The following is an 18383-nucleotide window of genomic DNA, read 5'->3' on the forward strand; positions in this document are numbered from 1 at the left end:
GGCTGATGCCCCTTTTGCGTTCAACTTGCGTACTAATTCCGGTACACTGATGCTCATTGCTATGGAGGTGATATGCATTGTCCTTTTTGTTCAGAGAACGACACCAAAGTGATTGATTCTCGTCTTGTCGCAGATGGCCATCAAGTGCGCCGTCGCCGTCAATGTTTGGCATGTAATGAACGTTTTACCACGTTTGAATCGGCCGAGCTCTTGATGCCAAGAGTCATCAAATCAAATGGAAATCGTGAACCGTTTAACGAAGATAAAATGGTCGGTGGTATACAGCGAGCATTAGAAAAACGCCCCGTCAGCGCCGATGCGATTGAGCTTGCAATCAGTATGATTAAATCTCAGTTGCGAGCTACTGGTGAGCGAGAAGTCCCAAGTAAAATGATTGGTAACTTGGTGATGGAGCAGCTCAAAGTACTCGATAAAGTCGCTTACATCCGCTTTGCCTCCGTGTATCGCAGTTTTGAAGATATTCGTGAGTTTGGTGAAGAAATCGCGAAGCTGGAAGATTAATCGCTTATGTTTACTCCTTTTGATTATCAAATGATGTCGCGAGCCATTGAGCTTGCCAAAGGTGGCGTTTTTACCACTCAACCTAACCCCAATGTCGGCTGCGTGATCACTCAAGGAGAGCAGATTGTTGGTGAAGGTTTTCATGTTCGTGCTGGTGAGCCGCATGCCGAAGTGCACGCCTTACGCATGGCAAACGAGCAAGCGCAAGGTGCTACTGCTTATGTCACTTTAGAGCCTTGCTCGCATCATGGCCGTACACCGCCTTGCGCTGAAGGCTTGATTAACGCCAAAGTGGCGAAAGTGATTTGCGCAATGCAAGATCCGAATCCTCAAGTCGCTGGGCGTGGTATTCAAATGTTGCGTGACGCTGGGATTGAAGTCGAAGTCGGTTTGTTAGAAGCGGATGCCATCGCGCTCAATCCGGGTTTTATTAAACGCATGACAAGTGGGATGCCCTTTGTCCAATTGAAAATGGCCGCAAGTCTTGATGGACAAACAGCACTCAATAATGGTCAGAGTCAATGGATCACTTCAGCGGCCGCGCGGCGAGATGTGCAAAAATTTCGCGCCAAAGCGGGTGGGATTTTATCGACCAGCAAAACAGTGATTGAAGATGATGCTTCATTGACTGTGCGTTGGGATGAACTGCCTCCATCAGTGCAAGTGAACTACCCACAACATCAGTTACGCCAACCAGTGCGAGTTATTCTTGACAGGCAAAACCAACTCCATGATGGTCTAAAGCTGTATCAACATTCCGGTGAAGTATTGGTGCTTGGCACTGAACATACGTCATTGCTCAATAGCAACCAGACACAATTTGAGTTAGCGGATACCTTAGCTTATTTAGCTGAGCAGTCACAAATGAATCATCTCTGGGTAGAAGCTGGTGCCACACTGGCTCGTTCACTGATCCAAGCCCAATTGGTCGATGAGATCATTTTGTACTTAGCGCCTAAAATCATGGGTAGTGATGGTCGGGGGCTATTTGGTGCTTTGGGGCTATCTTCCATGGCGGATACGCTAGAGTTAATCATCAAAGATGTACGACAAGTTGGGCCGGATATTCGGATCATTGCCGTACCTAAAATAAAAGATAAATAGCATGTTTACAGGAATTATCGAGGCGGTAGGTACACTTGCCGCGATTACGCCCAAAGGTGAAGACATCAGCGTGACCGTGAAAGTCGGTCATCTTGATATGAGCGATGTCAAACTTGGTGACAGTATTGCCACAAATGGTGTCTGTTTGACCGTGGTAGATTATAACAGCACTCAATATACAGCGGATCTCTCACTAGAAACGCTCAACAAAACCGGGTTTGCTCACTATCAAGTTGGTGACAAGGTCAACCTAGAAAAAGCCATGTTGCCCACCACTCGTTTTGGTGGACACATTGTTTCTGGGCACGTTGACGGTGTTGGTGAAATCATTGAACGTAATCCCGTTGGTCGTTCGATAGAGTTTTGGGTAGCGATCCCACCGGCATTGAATAAATACGTGGCTGAAAAAGGCTCAATTACAGTAGATGGTATCAGCCTCACTGTGAATGATTTAAGAAAGAATGCCTTTAAGCTGACCATAGTGCCTCACACTTCTGCCGAAACGACCATTGATGCATTTCATGTCGGGCGTAAAGTGAATTTGGAAGTGGATGTGCTCGCGCGTTATATGGAGCGTTTGCTGCAAAAGCAGCAAGATGAAGAGACACCAGAGTCGAAAATTAGCTTAGCATTTTTACAACAAAATGGTTTTGCGTAAACCGCGCATTGTCCCATGCCACCACGGTCGTGGATAAATCTAAGTCAGGGACTGTGCGGAAAATAGTTCAGCGATAGGAAAATAGAGTATGCCAATAAGTACCCCGCAAGAGATCATTGAAGATATTCGTCTTGGGAAAATGGTCATCTTAATGGATGACGAAGATCGTGAGAACGAAGGTGACTTGATCATGGCCGCCGAGCACGTTACTCCTGAAGCGATTAATTTTATGGCTAAATTTGGTCGTGGCCTGATCTGCTTAACCATGACTAAAGCTCGTTGTCAGCGTTTAGGCTTGGCTCCTATGGTGCAGGATAATAATGCTCAATACACCACCAATTTTACCGTCTCGATTGAAGCGGCCGAAGGCGTAACCACCGGCATTTCAGCGGCCGATCGCGCCGTGACGGTACAAGCTGCGGTGGCGAAAGAGGCGAAAGCTTCAGACTTAGTGCAACCTGGGCACATTTTCCCACTGGCTGCGCAAGAGGGGGGCGTTTTAACTCGCGCTGGGCATACGGAAGCCGGTTGTGATTTGGCACGCCTTGCGGGATTAGAACCCGCCTCTGTGATCGTCGAAATTTTAAATGATGATGGCACCATGGCGCGTCGCCCTGATCTTGAAGTGTTTGCTGAACAACATGGTTTAAAACTCGGTACGATTGCTGATCTGATTGAATATCGTAATAACACAGAAACGACCATTGAGCGTGTTGCACAGTGCAAGTTGCCGACAGAATACGGTGAATTTGAACTGATCACTTACCGCGACGTGATTGATAATCAGATCCACTACGCATTGCAAAAAGGCACATTGGATGGTCAAGCGCCATTGGTGCGAGTTCATCTGCACGATACCTTTACCGATTTACTGCGTAGCGATCGCAATGCTGAACGCAGTTGGACTTTAGATAAAGCGATGCAGCGTATCGGCCAAGAGGGCGGCGTATTGGTCATTTTAGGTAATGAAGAGTCGAGCGACTTATTGATCCATCGCGTTAAAATGTTTGAGCAACAAGACAAAGGCCAAGCGCCTACTTTAGCGAAAAAACAAGGTACTTCACGCCGTGTGGGGATTGGTTCACAAATTCTGGCGGATTTAGGTGTTCGTGATATGCGTTTACTCTCTTCAGCCAATAAAAAGTATCACGCTTTAGGCGGTTTCGGCTTGAATGTGACTGAGTATGTCTGCCAATAATGTCATCTCGTTTTAGCGCTTAAAACCTAAGGTCACATTTAAAAATACACCGTAATAAAACCAATAAAGGAAGCCCAACGCTTCCTTTATTATTTCGCTGATTAGCCGCTTGGTTTGCCGTCTAAGCCGAATTTCCATTAGATATTGCTCACAAAATTGTGCTAGAATCCGGCGATTCTCACTTGTGTATATAGTTAAAGGAAGGCTTATGAAAGTGATCGAGGGTGGTTTCCCCGCACCAAATGCAAAAATTGCTATCGTTATTTCTCGTTTCAACAGTTTTATTAACGAAAGCCTGCTTTCTGGTGCAATCGATACTTTAAAGCGTCACGGACAAGTTAGCGATGACAATATTACTGTTGTTCGCTGCCCTGGTGCTGTCGAATTACCTCTTACTGCTCAACGCGTAGCAAAAACGGGTAAATACGACGCTATCGTGTCTCTTGGCACTGTGATTCGTGGTGGTACGCCACACTTTGATTATGTGTGCAGTGAATGCAATAAAGGTTTGGCGCAAGTGTCTCTGGAATACAGCCTTCCAGTAGCATTTGGTGTTCTAACTGTTGATACCATCGATCAAGCCATTGAACGCGCGGGAACCAAGGCTGGTAACAAAGGTGCAGAAGCTGCACTAAGCGCGCTTGAGATGATTAACGTTCTTTCAGAAATCGATTCCTAATGGGGGCCAGTGTGAAACCAGCCGCACGTCGTAATGCACGTCAATTTGCGCTACAAGCAATTTATTCTTGGCAAATTACAAAAGAAAATGTTGCCACTATCGAAGAGCAATTCCTCTCGGGTGGTAAGTATGATGAAGAAGAGCATCATGCTGCTGAGCCAGCGTTAGCGGCTCCAGAAACCGACGTTGCATATTTCCGTGATCTACTCACGGGTGTAGTGCTAAGCCACACAGAGCTAGATAGCAAATTGCGTCCTTTCGTGTCTCGTCCAATGCAAGACTTAGACATGATGGAATTGGCGTTACTTCGTTTAGCCATGTACGAAATGACTCGTCGCGATGATGTGCCATATAAAGTGGTCATCAATGAGGCGATTGAGTTAGCAAAGGTATTTGCTGCTGAAGATAGCCATAAATTTGTGAATGGCGTGCTTGATAAAGCCGCCCCACATGTACGCAAAAAATAATAAGTCGTTTTAAAATAAAAGGTCAGCATTCGCTGACCTTTTTTATGACGGATCTTTCTCCGCGAAAGCCCTAAGCGATGAGAAATGATGTACATAATAAAAACTCAGGGCAGGGAATTTTTTATGTTCGGTGAATTCAATTTAATCGATACCTATTTCTCTAACCGTCAGTCACAACGTAAAGATGTCTCTCTTGCTCTAGGAGATGATTGTGCATTGGTCAAAGCACCAGAAAATGTTCGGATCGCCATCAGTACCGACACCTTAGTCGCAGGCACTCATTTTTTAACCGATGCGAATCCGGCTTGGGTGGCTCATAAAGCATTGTCATCTAACATCAGTGATCTGGCTGCGATGGGGGCAACGCCTGCTTGGGTATCGCTCGCACTCACTCTACCTAGTGTCGATGAAGCATGGCTAAAACCCTTTTGTGATGCTTTTTTCGAACTTGCGAATTACTACAATATTCAGCTAATTGGTGGGGATACAACCAAAGGACCACTGAGCATTACCTTGACAGTACAAGGTTTTGTGCCACAAGAATTGGCGCTGCTGCGCAGTGGAGCCAAAGTGGGAGATTGGGTTTACGTCACTGGCGAGCTTGGTGATAGCCAAGCAGGGCTCGATGTGATTCTTGACCCAAGCTTACGCCATAAACCTTTTGCCCAAGAGCTTGAAAAGCGTCACTATCTCTCAACGCCAAGAATTCTTGCTGGCCAAGCATTGCTTCATTTGGCTTCTTCTGCAATTGATATTTCCGATGGTTTGGTGTCTGATCTCAAGCATATTTTGCATCGTTCAAATGTTGGGGTGAGTTTGGATGTCGGTGCGTTGCCTATTTCGCAAGAGCTGTTGCAGTTTGTGGGCGAGAGACAAATAGCCCAGCAATATGCACTAACCAGCGGTGAAGAGTATGAGTTGTGTTTCACTGTTCCAGAGCATAACCGAGGTTCCATCGAAAGTGCGCTTGCTCATTGCGGTTGTAAGGTGAGTTGCATTGGCCAAATTCGCCCGCAGGGTATTTTTGAGCTCCAGCATCAAGGAAAAAAACTCAATTGGCAGTTAAGCGGCTATGATCATTTTAAGGTGAACGGATGACAAACCCTATCGCATTAATCTCATTAAAGAACCCTTGGCATCTTTTGGCCACGGGTTTTGGCAGTGGCCTATCGCCTATCGTGCCCGGCACAATGGGAACGCTTGCCTCAGTGCCTTTTTATTTGCTGTTAGTACAGCTACCTCTCACTGTATATTGTGCTGTGGTTGTGCTGGCTTGCTTGGTGGGCGTGAAAATTTGCCAAGTGACTTCTGACGACATGAAAGTGCATGACCACGGTTCGATTGTGTGGGATGAATTTGCCGGTTTTTGGATAACAATGCTAGTCGTGCCACTGTTTGAATTACCCAGTTTAGATTGGAAATGGCTGGTGGCTGGATTCGTGCTGTTTCGCTTTTTCGATATGCTCAAACCGTGGCCGATCAGTTGGTTAGATAAACGAGTGCATGGTGGTTTGGGGATTATGCTCGATGATATCGTGGCAGGTGTTGTATCCGCGATTGCGCTGTATTGGGTCGGCTTTTGGGCGGGTTGGTTATAACATTGTCAGCGTTCAATATTGATTGACGGCTTAGACTTAGCAACAAAAAAGGTTCCTTTGGGAACCTTTTTTGTCAGTGAAGAGTTATCTGAAACAGGGTTATTCGATGCTCTGGGTATCTAAAGTTACTTTACCGTCTTGAGACTATTTTAGCTTCTCTAAGTCAGCTTCAATTTCAGCGATTTTGCTCGTGACCACTTTTTCCAAATGGCGCAAGTCAGTCAATATTTTTTGCTTCAGATCGAGATCACTCATAGGAACCGGCTTAGTGATTTTATTTAGTTCATCAATCACCAAGGTTAAATTACGGTTGATCTCCGTCACCTCCTTGTATTGATGGCTGCCGCTATCGACCAATACATTTTTTACTTGTCGAGGGTATTTAAATTTCACGCTTTTAGCGAACAGCTCGCCTTTCTGCTTATGAAAGTAAATCTTCAACACATCTTTATGGGCTTCTTGACGAAGTGAATAGCGCTCAATCTGTTTAGGATCTTGAATGCCTAAACCGGTGAGGTAGGGATACATAGGCAACCTCTATTGTATTTTGTGACACATCAATTAACCATATCAATGTAGCAGTCCATGCTCGCCCGAGATAGTTCATCGTGATATCAATGGTTCAAGTTGTGGACCAGATCGCTTTCCTTTTCCGTTTAATTTGGCGCGAGTTCAGAAACATTTTTAATCAGCATTTCACGTAACGTGCGCTCTTCTTCTTCACTCAATTTTCCGCCTTGCGAACCGGTGAGAATAAATAAATCTTCTGCTCGTTCGCCAATGGTGGTGATTTTTGCACCATGCAGGTTAATGTTTAAGTCAGCAAATGTGGCTCCGACCGTTGCCAGCAGTCCCGGAGTATCAAGTGCGACTAATTCCATTAAGGTTCGTTTATTGCTTTTGGTGGGTAAAAAATCGACTTTAGTTTTGACTTTAAAATGTTGCAAGTTACGTGGCGTGCGGCGCAATTTCAGTTTGTTCTGCCAACCCGTTTCTAGCCCACTGAGTAGGTGTTTGATCAACGATGGGTGACACTCTTCGTCAATTGCATGGCCGTTTTGATCCAGTACCATGAAGGTATCAAGGACGTAGCCATCTTTACTCGACATGATCTGCGCATCATGAACATTGAGATTTCGGCGGTCCAGTTCAGCAACTACAGTCGCAAAGAGGGCAGGTTGATCTTTAGTGTAAACAAACAATTCAGTGCCGCCACGAGTGGCTTTTTTGCTCATCAGGATCAGCGGTTGGCTTGGGTCACTATGTTTGAGTAGGTGCTCACAATGCCAAGCGATCTGCTTGTGAGTGTGACGCAAAAAGTAATCCGCTTTAAAGCGTTGCCAAAGCACTTCAATTTCGCGTGCGCTGTAGCCTTCTTTACGAAGCAATGCGGATGCCATTTGTTGGTTGTGGCGAATGCGATCGCGCACATCTACCGGGTTTTCAAGCCCACGCCTAAGTGCCCGCTGTGTTGAGTGATATAGCTCTGCCAGTAAGGTGCGTTTCCAACTGTTCCAAAGCTCAGGGTTAGTAGCGCAGATGTCCGCGACAGTCAGGCAAACAAGATGTTCGAGATACTCTTCATCGCGCACTTTTTTGGCAAATTCGGTAATGACATCTGGGTCGTAAATGTCGCGTCTTTGCGCCGTTACCGACATCAAGAGGTGGTTTTGTACCAGCCAAGAGACTAATTTTGCTTCAGGTTTTGATAAACCGTGTTCAATACAAAAATCATAGGCTTCTACCGCACCGATTTCAGAGTGATCGCCGCCACGCCCTTTGGCAATGTCGTGAAAAATAGCGGCCAGAATCAGCATCTCCTTTTTCTGGAGGCGTGGGTAAACTTCGCAACAGATGGGGTGTTTATCGTGATTTTGTGCGTAGCTAAAGGTATTGATGTGTTTGAGAAGACGAATGCTGTGTTCATCGACCGTATAAACATGGAATAGGTCGAACTGCATTTGTCCAACAATTTGGCTCCATTGGGGAAGATAAGCGGCGAGCACGCCTAATTTATGCATCAGGCTGAACGCACGATGTAGTGCGTTAGGGTGACGTACCAATGCCATGAATTTCTCACGCGCTTCGGGAATGGTGTGCAGGAATTTATTGAGCCGCCTTCTGGCTGTACGCAACTGGCGCATGGTTGTGGGTGCGACGCTTTCGATGCTGGAATCATTGGCGATATGAATAAACATATCTAAGATCGTTTCAGGGCGAGCTTGGAAAAGCGCGGGTTTACGAGCTTCTATTAAGTTGCCACGACGTTGAAAATCATCATCTAAAATTTCTGCCACGGCTTCTTCGCCGTTATTGAGTATGGCTTGATCAAACAGACGCAGGAGCATTTTGTTGAGTTCTGCAACACGACGTAGCGTACGGTAGAACTCTTTCATCATCATCTCGACTGCGCGATTCCCTTCACCAGTAAAGCCCAGATGTTCTGCCACTTGAGCTTGATGAGCAAAAATAAGCCGATTGTCATAGCGTTTTAATTCAATGTGCAGCGCAAAGCGCACGCGCCATAAAAAGTCTTGGCACTCTACTAGCTCACGATATTCAGCATCAGTTAAAAAACCAAAACGACTCATTTCAAGCAGTGATGTTGCACCAAAGTGGCGTCTAGCCACCCAGCTTAAAGTATGAATGTCCCTTAAGCCTCCAGGAGTCGATTTGATATCGGGTTCAAGGTTATAAGTGGTGTCATGGTAACGAGCGTGTCGGTCGCGCTGCTCTTGAATTTTGGCACGGTAAAAGGTTTCGCTTGGCCAAAACGATTCGGAATGAATCAACATCTTGAGTTTATAAAATGTCTCTTCGCTGCCACATAATAACCGAGCTTCTTGTAAGTTTGTCGCGACGGTTAAATCTTCACGGCCAATTTCAGCGCACTGCTGCACGGTACGCACGGCATGGCCCACTTCTAAACGCAAATCCCACAACAAGGTAATGAATTCGCTAATTTTACTGCCGAGTTCAGCGGGTAAAGTATGATTGGAGACGACCAGAATATCGATATCCGAAAGAGGATGAAGTTCACCGCGGCCATAGCCTCCGACGGCCACTAAACTGATGTCTGGAACCTGCGAAAATGAATAATGTTCCCATAACCTGTAGAGCAGTTGGTCCATATATTCAGAGCGGCCTAATACCAGGTCGTTGACCGGATGGTGGTGCAAAAATTGATGTTTCTGATACTGAGTGAACTGTTCAAGTTGTTGTTTAAGCTCGCCGATAGTGAGTTGTGTGTCAGTAAGGGTGAGGGGAGACTGAAAAGGCATAACGGCAATCCATGCTGGTGATATGTCACAACGTAGACTGACTGTATCAAATCACTGCAGATAAAAAAATATCCCTGCAAGAGGGATATTGATTGATAAGGTTTTGGTTCGATGTAATTAGGCGTTATGCATCAGACGCGGAATGGTTTCTTCTTCACGCAGCGTCAGCACTTCACAGCCAGTGGCGGTAACCAAAATGGTGTGTTCCCACTGCGCTGAGTTTTTGCCATCGGCGGTGTAAACCGTCCAATTGTCTTCATCATCAAGGCGGCACCCAAATTTACCTGCATTAATCATTGGCTCGATAGTGAAAATCATCCCTTCACGCAGTACGGTTCTGTCGCCGTTTTTATAGTGAACCACTTGTGGTTCTTCATGAAATTGAGCGCCAATACCGTGGCCGCAATAATCTTTCACAATCGAAAATTTAAGGCGTGGGTTATTTTTATTATTGGTTTTAATGTGTTTTTCGATCGCAGTACCAATCTCACCCAATTGAACACCGGGCTTGACCTTCTTCATGCCGATATAAAGACACTCTTGCGCAACAAGACATAGGCGCTTATCTGCTGGCGACACTTCACCGACAAAGAACATCTTTGAGGTGTCACCGTGGTAGCCATCTTTAATAACCGTGATATCAATGTTCAGAATATCACCCTCTTTCAGTACCGCTGGACGCTGTAATTGCCCATACTGCGTATCTTGAGTTGCCGGAATGCCGTGACAAACAATGTGATTAATAGAGGTACAGATCGATTTAGGAAAACCGTGGTAATTCAATGGTGCTGGAATAGCTTGCTGTACTTCAGTGATGTACTTGTGGCAGATCTGGTCAAGTTCTTCAGTGGTGATGCCCACTTTTACATGCGGTTCAATCATCTCAAGGACATCGGCAGCCAGTTTACCCGCGACGCGCATTTTGGCTATTTCTTCAGCAGTTTTGATTTTTACAGACATCGGCTTTCTCTATGCATTAATTCTTAAGCACTTAACTGTGCGAATGGGCGTTATTCTAGCAGTGCATGGATGAATCGCAAGGGATCCCTGTCGGTAAGTAAGAATTGTTTGCATAACTACAGCTTACCTAAGCCATGATGTGTCGTATTTTTTTTCTAGCCAGAGAAGGGCTAAATATGGTATAAAGCGCGCCGGAATCGAAGTGCGTTTTCTTCTGAAATGACGAAGCCCACCTTCCTTTCTAAACACATTATCTTTAAATCACACACATTCCGACACGTGTTCCGGGGTGCTCCAACAATAAAACTATCGGCAACAACCGAATAGATGTTAGGGGTCGGATACATGGGGAATGTGGAGGCCTAACCCCATAGAGGATTTTTAAATGGCAACTGTATCAATGCGCGACATGCTAAAAGCTGGTGTTCACTTCGGTCACCAGACTCGTTACTGGAACCCAAAAATGAAGCCATTCATTTTTGGTGCTCGTAGCCGTGTTCACATCATCAACTTAGAAAAAACTGTTCCTATGTTCAACGAAGCTCTAGCTGAGCTACAAAAAGTTGGCGAGAAAAAAGGTAAAGTTCTTTTCGTTGGTACTAAACGCGCAGCATCTGAAGCTGTTAAAGAAGCGGCTATCGCAAGCAACCAATTCTACGTTAACAACCGCTGGTTGGGCGGCATGCTAACTAACTGGAAAACTGTTCGTCAGTCAATCAAGCGTCTAAAAGAGCTTGAAATTCAAGCAACAGATGGCACTTTTGATAAGCTAACTAAGAAAGAAGCTCTAATGCGTACTCGTGAAATGGAGAAGCTAGAGAAATCTCTTGGTGGTATCAAAGATATGGGCGGTCTACCTGACGCACTATTCGTTATCGATGCAGATCACGAGCACATTGCAGTTAAAGAAGCAAACAACCTAGCTATCCCAGTTTACGCTGTTGTTGATACTAACTCTAACCCAGATGGCGTTGACTACATTATCCCTGGTAACGACGACGCAATCCGTGCAATCCAGCTTTACCTAAATGCTGTTGCAGAAACGGTTAACGAAGGTCGTAACAAAGATGCAGCTGCGCTTGCTGCTGCAAAAGACGGTTTCGTAGAAGCAGAATAATAGCGGCTCTGAGTCACACTTGATTATATGTGTCACACGATTGATGCATTGAACAAGTTATAGTTAGCATCAGGGGCCAAACAATCGGCCCCTGATTTTTACCACCAGAATCAACTGAGGAATAGAGAATGGCAACTGTAACTGCTGCTCTAGTAAAAGAACTGCGCGAGCGTACTGGCGCAGGTATGATGGAATGTAAAAAAGCGCTTGTAGAAGCAAACGCTGACATCGAACTAGCAATTGAAAACATGCGCAAAAGCGGCGCAGCTAAAGCAGCGAAAAAAGCAGGTAACATCGCAGCTGAAGGTACTATCCTAATTAAAGAAGCTGATGGTTTTGCAGCACTTCTAGAAGTGAACTGCCAAACTGACTTCGTAGCCAAAGATTCAAGCTTCCTAGCGTTCGCTAACGAAGTTCTAGAGGTTGCACTTGCTGAGCGTCTAGATATCGCAGCACTTCAAGCTAAATTTGAAGAAGCACGTATTGCTCTTGTTGCTAAAATTGGTGAAAACATCACTATCCGTCGCGTTCATTACATCGAAGGCGCTAAAGTTGGTTCATACCGCCATGGCGACCGTATCGGTGTTGTGGTTGCTGGTGAAGCGGATGAAGAGACCATCAAACACGTAGCAATGCACGTTGCTGCTGCAAAACCTGAGTACGTGAACCCTGAAGATGTACCAGCAGAAGTTGTGGCTAAAGAGCGTGAAATCCAAATCGAAATCGCAATGCAATCTGGCAAGCCAGCAGCAATTGCTGAGAAAATGGTTGAAGGCCGCATGACTAAGTTCACAGGTGAGGTATCACTTACTGGTCAAGCGTTCATCATGGATCCTTCTCAAACTGTTGGCGCAATGCTGAAAGCTAAAGGCGCAACCGTTACTAACTTCGTACGTCTAGAAGTTGGTGAAGGTATTGAGAAAGCTCAAGAACTTAGCTTCGCTGAAGAAGTTGCAATGGTTCAAAAAGGTTAATCCTAGCGATTTTGCCTAAAAAGAGACCGTAGCCAAGGCTGCGGTCTTTTTACGAATGGCATATTGAGACTAATTGTGATGATTTAGAATTCAGTATTCAGTTTTAAATCATGACTGTTAATTAACAACTCTCTATTTGGAAGGTAAGCTCCATGACTACGAACCCTAAACCAGCCTATCAACGTATCCTGTTAAAACTTAGCGGTGAAGCGCTACAAGGCGAAGAAGGTTTTGGTATTGATCCTGCGGTGTTAGATCGCATGGCACAGGAAGTAAAAGAACTGGTTGAACTGGGTGTTCAAGTGGGTGTTGTCATCGGCGGCGGTAACTTATTCCGTGGCGCAGGTCTTGCTGAAGCGGGCATGAACCGTGTTGTGGGCGACCACATGGGAATGCTGGCAACCGTAATGAATGGTTTGGCAATGCGTGATGCTTTGCACCGTGCTTATGTGAATGCGCGCGTGATGTCTGCCATTCCTCTTAAAGGTGTGTGTGACGATTACAATTGGGCCGATGCTATCAGCCAACTACGTCAAGGACGTGTTGTGATCTTCTCAGCGGGTACTGGTAACCCATTCTTCACAACTGATTCTGCTGCCTGTTTGCGCGGTATTGAAATTGAAGCGGATGTGGTTCTAAAAGCGACAAAAGTAGATGGCGTATTTAGTGCAGACCCAGTGGCAAACCCAGACGCAGAACTGTATGATAAGCTGTCTTATACAACCGTGCTTGAAAAAGAGCTAAAAGTGATGGACTTGGCCGCGTTTACGCTAGCGCGTGACCATAAAATGCCAATCCGCGTATTTAATATGAACAAACCGGGCGCACTACGTCGCGTGGTAATGGGTGAAGCGGAAGGTACACTAATTAGCACCGCTGACTAATCACTCCAAAACAAAAAAACAAGTAGGTGATATTTGTGATTAACGAAATCAAGAAAGACGCTCAAGAGCGTATGGATAAGAGCGTAGATGCCCTGAAAAACAACCTTTCTAAGGTACGTACTGGTCGCGCTCACCCAAGTTTACTCTCCGGCATTTCTGTCGATTACTATGGTGCTTCGACACCGCTGAATCAAATCGCTAACGTTGTAGCTGAAGATGCACGTACTCTCGCGATCACTGTTTTTGATAAAGAGTTGACGCCAAAAGTTGAAAAAGCGATTTTGATGTCTGATTTGGGTCTAAACCCAATGTCTGCAGGTACGGTTATTCGTGTACCACTGCCACCACTGACCGAAGAACGTCGTCGTAATTTGGTGAAAATTGTTCGTGGTGAAGCTGAAGGTGGTCGCGTTGCAGTTCGCAACATTCGTCGTGATGCCAATGGCGACTTAAAAGCTCTACTGAAAGATAAAGAAATCTCTGAAGACGAAGATCATAAAGCGCAAGAAGAGATTCAAAAACTTACCGATGTAGCGATTAAGAGAATTGATGAAGTTCTTGCTGCAAAAGAAAAAGAGTTAATGGAAGTTTAATTCGCTCTTTTTAGCCTTTCTAAAACGCTGTGCTCACAGTGCAGCGTTTTTTTATGCTATTTTGCCCTATCAGTTTGGTAATCAATTAATTTCTTATGCAAAACTCATCCCTCTCATCTGATGTATTACCCCAACACATCGCAATCATTATGGACGGAAATGGCCGTTGGGCTAAAGCACAAGGTAAACCTCGTGTATTTGGTCATAAGAATGGTGTAGCAGCGGTCCGAAGAACGATTTCTACTGCAGCGAAATTGGGTATTAAAGCCGTTACTTTGTTTGCCTTTAGCAGTGAAAATTGGCGGCGTCCGGAAGCTGAAGTGGGCGTGTTGATGGAGTTATTTATTACTGTGCTATCCACAGAAGTAAAAAAGCTGCATAAGAACAATCTGCGTCTTAGAGTCATTGGTGATAAAACACGTTTTAGCTCACGCTTACAAACAAAAATAGCTCAGGCAGAAGAGTTAACCTCATCAAACAGTGGCATGGTCGTTAATATCGCCGCAAACTATGGCGGAAAATGGGATATCACAGAAGCAATGCGCTCTATCGCGGTCAAAGTGGCGAGCGGTGAGCTTTCTCCTGATCAGATTGACGAGACGCTGATTACACAGTCGCTAACGATGTCTGATATTCCTGAAGTGGATTTGCTCATTCGTACCAGCGGTGAATGTCGTATTAGTAATTTTATGTTGTGGCAATTGGCCTATGCAGAGATGTACTTTACGCCGATTTACTGGCCTGAGTTTGGTGAAGAAAGTTTAATTGAAGCAGTGACTTGGTTTGTTAACCGTGAACGCCGTTTTGGCTGCACAGGGGAACAGGTTAAGGCATTGATGGAACAGAAATAAAGGATCCATTAGTTTGAAGCAACGAATTATCACGGCGCTCATATTAGCTCCACTGGTGATGCTGGGCATTTTTGAACTGCCACTCCCCCTATTTATGGCCATTTTGGCCCTTGTGGCGCTCGTCGGTGTATGGGAATGGACGCAGTTTATCGATTCGACATCTAGGTATCTGGCGCTGTTGCCAGCCATTATTATTGGTGGAGCAAGTTACCTACTAATTTCCTCTGATGCCGTTAGCCTAGCCAGCATGAACTCGAATCACTATGTGATATTAAGTGTTGGGGTGGCTTGGTGGCTGTTTTCTAGCTTTTTAGCTATTACCTATCCTAAATCCCGTCCATGGTGGGAAAAATCCAATCTACTTAAGCACCTTTTTGGTGTGCTTACACTACTTCCTTTTTTCTGGAGCGTACTATTTTTACGCGCAGAAGCCTTTTTGAGTGAGCCATACCACGGTGCTAAGTTGGTGCTATTTGTCTGCTTAATTGTTTGGGCTGCAGACAGTGGCGCTTATTTTGCGGGCAAAAGTTTTGGTAAGCACAAAATGGCACCAGCAGTCAGTCCAAATAAAACCATTGAAGGGTTGATTGGTGGCATTATTACGGCATTGATTGTCGCGTGGTTTACTGCTGATTGGTTTGATATCCGGTTTACAAACACGCTGTCGATGGTCGGTATTACATTAGCGACTGTGATTATCTCTGTGCTCGGTGATCTGGTCGAAAGTATGTTTAAGCGCGTTTCAGGAATTAAAGACAGCAGTAATATTATTCCTGGGCATGGCGGCGTTTTGGATCGTATCGATAGCCTGACGGCTGCATTTCCTGTTTTTGCTCTACTGTATTTCATTTTCTAATGCTTGGGTTAAGCTGTCTTACCCCAATCTTAATTCACGGTTGTTGCTATGCGTAAGTTAACGATTCTCGGGGCCACAGGTTCAATTGGGGCAAGCACATTAAAAGTCGTGGCTCAAAATCCCGAACACTTTTCCGTTGTGGCTTTAGCCGCGGGAAATAATGTCAATAAAATGCGTGAGCTATGCCAGCGTTGGCAGCCAGTTTATGCGGTAATGGCAAACCAAAAGGCGGCGGATGAGCTTTTAGCTCAATTGCAGTCATTGAACTTAAAAACAACCGTATTATTTGGTGAAGACGCCATGTGCCACGTCGCCGCATTAGATGAGGTGGATACGGTGATGGCGGCGATTGTTGGTGCAGCAGGTTTGTTACCAACCATGGCCGCGGTAAAGGCGGGCAAGCGTGTTTTGTTGGCAAACAAAGAAGCCTTGGTGATGTCTGGCCAGTTGTTTATTGATGCGGTCGAAAAACACGGTGCGGAATTGCTCCCTGTCGATAGCGAACATAACGCGATTTTTCAATGCTTACCCCCTGAAATTCAAGGCTCTTTGGGTCGCTGTGATTTACAAGAACATGGTGTGCAACATATTCTGCTCACGGGCTCTGGCGGCCCTTTTCGCTACAGTGATTTATCCACGTTAGCAGATGTTTCACCACAGCAAGCGATTGCTCATCCTAACTGGTCGATGGGGCCGAAAATTTCGGTTGATTCCGCCACTATGATGAACAAAGGTTTGGAATATATTGAAGCTAAGTGGCTGTTTAATGCATCGAAACAGCAATTAAAAGTGTTAATCCACCCACAATCGGTGATCCACTCTATGGTGCAGTACCGCGATGGTTCGGTGCTTGCGCAAATGGGGGAACCCGATATGTCCACGCCAATTGCTTTAACTCTCTCTTATCCAGAACGCATTACTGCGGGGGTTCCGGCACTGGATTTTACCAAATTAAGTAATTTGAGTTTTATGGATGTGGACTACGAGCGTTATCCTTGTTTGGGATTGGCGATTGATGCTTGCTATCAAGGGCAACATGCCACCACCTCTTTAAATGCAGCCAACGAAATAGCCGTTGAAGCTTTTTTAAATAAGCAAATTCGTTTTACCGATATCGCACAAGTTAATGAACGTGTATTGTCAAAAGTGTGTGCAGCACATACTCAGTTACATTGCTATGACTTGGAAAGCTTGTTAGAGCTCGATAGAATGGCGCGCACTATTGCCCAGCAAATCATACAAGAGCATTTATTATGAGTGGTATTTTGTGGAATTTCGTCTCTTTCATCATTGCGTTAGGTATATTGGTTGCTGTGCATGAATTTGGTCATTTTTGGGTAGCACGTCGCTGCGGAATTAAAGTCGAAAAATTTTCCATTGGCTTTGGTAAATCACTTTGGAGCCGAGTAGCCAAAGATGGCACCGAGTACAACCTCTCAATTATTCCTCTCGGCGGCTACGTTAAAATGCTCGATAGCCGTGTTGATGATGTTCCAGCTGAATTAAAACCCTTAGCTTTTGACCAAAAACCATTGTGGAAACGTGTCGCTGTCGTGAGTGCTGGGCCTGCTTTTAACTTTTTCTTCGCCATTTTTGCCTATTGGCTCGTGTTCTTAATTGGCGTCCCAGCGGTAAAACCTGTGATTGGCGAAATTGCCCCGCAATCGATCGCCGCTCAAGCGGGTTTAGAGTCAGGAATGCAGATCAAAGCAGTCTCAGGAGTGAATACCTTAGATTGGGAATCGGTCAATATGGGGCTGATTAGCCATATTGGTGATGAACAATTAACGCTCACCGTCGGAACCAATAATGAAATTGGTGTGGATGAAATCAAAACATTAGATATCCGTTCTTGGAACTTTAACCCAGAAACAGAGTCTGCTATGGGAGCGTTAGGTTTTAAACCATTTGTCCCTGAAATATCGCTGACGCTAACCAATGTTTCTCAAGGCAGCGCCGGAGAGAAGGCCGGGTTAGAAGTTGGGGACACCTTGATCGAAGCCAACGGTGCGAAGATAAACCATTGGCAGCAAGTTGTGGCGTTGATACAAAGCCATCCCAATCAACCAGTTTCATTGGTTGTTGTGCGTGATGAACAACGCTTGACTATCGAGCTTACGCCTGACGTTCGTGAGTTACCGCAAGGCAAAACGATAGGTTTTGCGGGAATCGCTCCTAAAGTCGCAGAATGGCCGGAAAGTTATCGATTTGAGCTGCAATATGGTGTATTTGAATCAGTCGGAAAAGCGGTTGAAAAAACACAGCAAGTGATCAACCTAACCGTCAGTATGTTGAAAAAACTGGTGGTCGGTGATGTGGGGTTGAATAATCTGAGTGGGCCAATTTCGATTGCCAAAGGAGCAGGAACTACCGCTGACTATGGTTTGGTCTATTTCTTGGGTTTTCTGGCTCTGATTAGTGTCAACTTAGGCATTATCAATCTAGTACCACTGCCAATGTTAGATGGCGGACACTTACTGTTTTTTGCAATTGAAGCCGTTATTCGTCGTCCTGTCCCAGAGAAGATTCAAGAAATGGGATACCGAATTGGTGGGGCGATCATCTTTTCTTTGATGGCTGTGGCAATATTTAATGATTTTAGTCGCCTGTGATTTGTAACCATTAGGCAGAAGTTGTAGCA

General features: G+C 45.3%; 19 protein-coding genes. 16 read left to right on the forward strand and 3 right to left on the reverse strand.

Going from position 1 to position 18383, the window contains the following annotated elements; all coding sequences use genetic code 11:
* Positions 1–72: 72 nt before the first annotated feature.
* The 8 genes from nrdR to pgpA all read left to right on the forward strand — a co-directional run bounded on the left by nrdR (position 73) and on the right by pgpA (position 6226).
* Positions 73–522, forward strand: a complete 450-nt coding sequence (nrdR, locus tag N5E84_RS01785; RefSeq protein WP_010320136.1) for a transcriptional regulator NrdR — start codon at positions 73–75, stop codon at positions 520–522.
* 6 nt (positions 523–528) lie between these two features.
* Positions 529–1626, forward strand: coding sequence for a bifunctional diaminohydroxyphosphoribosylaminopyrimidine deaminase/5-amino-6-(5-phosphoribosylamino)uracil reductase RibD (gene ribD, locus N5E84_RS01790; protein WP_017047324.1), 1098 nt, complete (start codon positions 529–531; stop codon positions 1624–1626).
* Between the two features lies 1 nt (position 1627).
* On the forward strand, positions 1628–2284 hold the full coding sequence (locus N5E84_RS01795; RefSeq protein ID WP_013856194.1) for a riboflavin synthase: 657 nt from the start codon (positions 1628–1630) through the stop codon (positions 2282–2284).
* An 88-nt stretch (positions 2285–2372) separates the two neighbouring features.
* Complete coding sequence (gene ribBA / locus N5E84_RS01800) at positions 2373–3482, forward strand: bifunctional 3,4-dihydroxy-2-butanone-4-phosphate synthase/GTP cyclohydrolase II (RefSeq protein ID WP_013856195.1); 1110 nt, start codon at positions 2373–2375, stop codon at positions 3480–3482.
* 208 nt (positions 3483–3690) lie between these two features.
* Entirely contained in the window at positions 3691–4161 is a 471-nt protein-coding gene (gene ribE, locus N5E84_RS01805) for a 6,7-dimethyl-8-ribityllumazine synthase (RefSeq protein ID WP_026027639.1), read from the forward strand.
* Entirely contained in the window at positions 4161–4628 is a 468-nt protein-coding gene (gene nusB, locus N5E84_RS01810; protein WP_013856197.1) for a transcription antitermination factor NusB, read from the forward strand. The genes ribE and nusB overlap by 1 nt, the downstream gene beginning before the upstream one ends.
* Before the next feature lie 123 nt (positions 4629–4751).
* Positions 4752–5726 carry a thiamine-phosphate kinase gene (gene thiL / locus N5E84_RS01815; protein ID WP_026027917.1) on the forward strand — a complete coding sequence of 325 codons (975 nt, stop codon included), beginning with the start codon at positions 4752–4754 and terminating at the stop codon, positions 5724–5726.
* On the forward strand, positions 5723–6226 hold the full coding sequence (gene pgpA, locus N5E84_RS01820) for a phosphatidylglycerophosphatase A (RefSeq protein ID WP_013856199.1): 504 nt from the start codon (positions 5723–5725) through the stop codon (positions 6224–6226). Before thiL ends, pgpA begins: the two co-directional genes overlap by 4 nt.
* Before the next feature lie 144 nt (positions 6227–6370).
* On the opposite strand, the gene N5E84_RS01825 is transcribed toward pgpA, so the two are convergent.
* From N5E84_RS01825 to map, 3 genes are all read right to left on the reverse strand, one after another.
* Positions 6371–6754, reverse strand: a complete 384-nt coding sequence (locus tag N5E84_RS01825; RefSeq protein WP_026027637.1) for a DUF3461 family protein — start codon at positions 6752–6754, stop codon at positions 6371–6373.
* Positions 6755–6882: 128 nt separating this feature from the next.
* Positions 6883–9507, reverse strand: coding sequence for a bifunctional uridylyltransferase/uridylyl-removing protein GlnD (glnD, locus tag N5E84_RS01830; RefSeq protein WP_069211886.1), 2625 nt, complete (start codon positions 9505–9507; stop codon positions 6883–6885).
* 117 nt (positions 9508–9624) lie between these two features.
* Positions 9625–10467, reverse strand: coding sequence for a type I methionyl aminopeptidase (map, locus tag N5E84_RS01835; protein ID WP_017044011.1), 843 nt, complete (start codon positions 10465–10467; stop codon positions 9625–9627).
* Between the two features lie 385 nt (positions 10468–10852).
* Here map and rpsB point away from each other — a divergent pair, with 385 nt between their 5' ends.
* The 8 genes from rpsB (at position 10853) to rseP (ending at position 18354) form a co-directional block, all read left to right on the forward strand.
* Positions 10853–11584 carry a 30S ribosomal protein S2 gene (rpsB, locus tag N5E84_RS01840; protein WP_019282314.1) on the forward strand — a complete coding sequence of 244 codons (732 nt, stop codon included), beginning with the start codon at positions 10853–10855 and terminating at the stop codon, positions 11582–11584.
* A gap of 128 nt (positions 11585–11712) precedes the next feature.
* Positions 11713–12558, forward strand: a complete 846-nt coding sequence (gene tsf, locus N5E84_RS01845) for a translation elongation factor Ts (protein ID WP_017044010.1) — start codon at positions 11713–11715, stop codon at positions 12556–12558.
* Between the two features lie 152 nt (positions 12559–12710).
* Positions 12711–13442, forward strand: a complete 732-nt coding sequence (pyrH, locus tag N5E84_RS01850; RefSeq protein ID WP_010320123.1) for a UMP kinase — start codon at positions 12711–12713, stop codon at positions 13440–13442.
* Positions 13443–13477: 35 nt separating this feature from the next.
* Positions 13478–14035 carry a ribosome recycling factor gene (gene frr, locus N5E84_RS01855; RefSeq protein ID WP_010320122.1) on the forward strand — a complete coding sequence of 186 codons (558 nt, stop codon included), beginning with the start codon at positions 13478–13480 and terminating at the stop codon, positions 14033–14035.
* A 95-nt stretch (positions 14036–14130) separates the two neighbouring features.
* Positions 14131–14886 carry an isoprenyl transferase gene (locus N5E84_RS01860; protein ID WP_013856207.1) on the forward strand — a complete coding sequence of 252 codons (756 nt, stop codon included), beginning with the start codon at positions 14131–14133 and terminating at the stop codon, positions 14884–14886.
* A 13-nt stretch (positions 14887–14899) separates the two neighbouring features.
* Positions 14900–15742 (forward strand): phosphatidate cytidylyltransferase, encoded by an 843-nt coding sequence (locus tag N5E84_RS01865; RefSeq protein ID WP_019282313.1) that lies wholly within the window; start codon positions 14900–14902, stop codon positions 15740–15742.
* Positions 15743–15790: 48 nt separating this feature from the next.
* Entirely contained in the window at positions 15791–16999 is a 1209-nt protein-coding gene (gene ispC, locus N5E84_RS01870) for a 1-deoxy-D-xylulose-5-phosphate reductoisomerase (protein ID WP_019282312.1), read from the forward strand.
* Positions 16996–18354: a sigma E protease regulator RseP gene (gene rseP, locus N5E84_RS01875; RefSeq protein ID WP_019282311.1), complete on the forward strand. Its 1359-nt coding sequence runs from the start codon at positions 16996–16998 to the stop codon at positions 18352–18354. The genes ispC and rseP overlap by 4 nt, the downstream gene beginning before the upstream one ends.
* Positions 18355–18383 lie beyond the last annotated feature (29 nt).

Source organism: Vibrio sp. J502, assembly GCF_025397955.1.
In the GTDB taxonomy this organism is placed as follows: Bacteria; Pseudomonadota; Gammaproteobacteria; order Enterobacterales; family Vibrionaceae; genus Vibrio; species Vibrio anguillarum.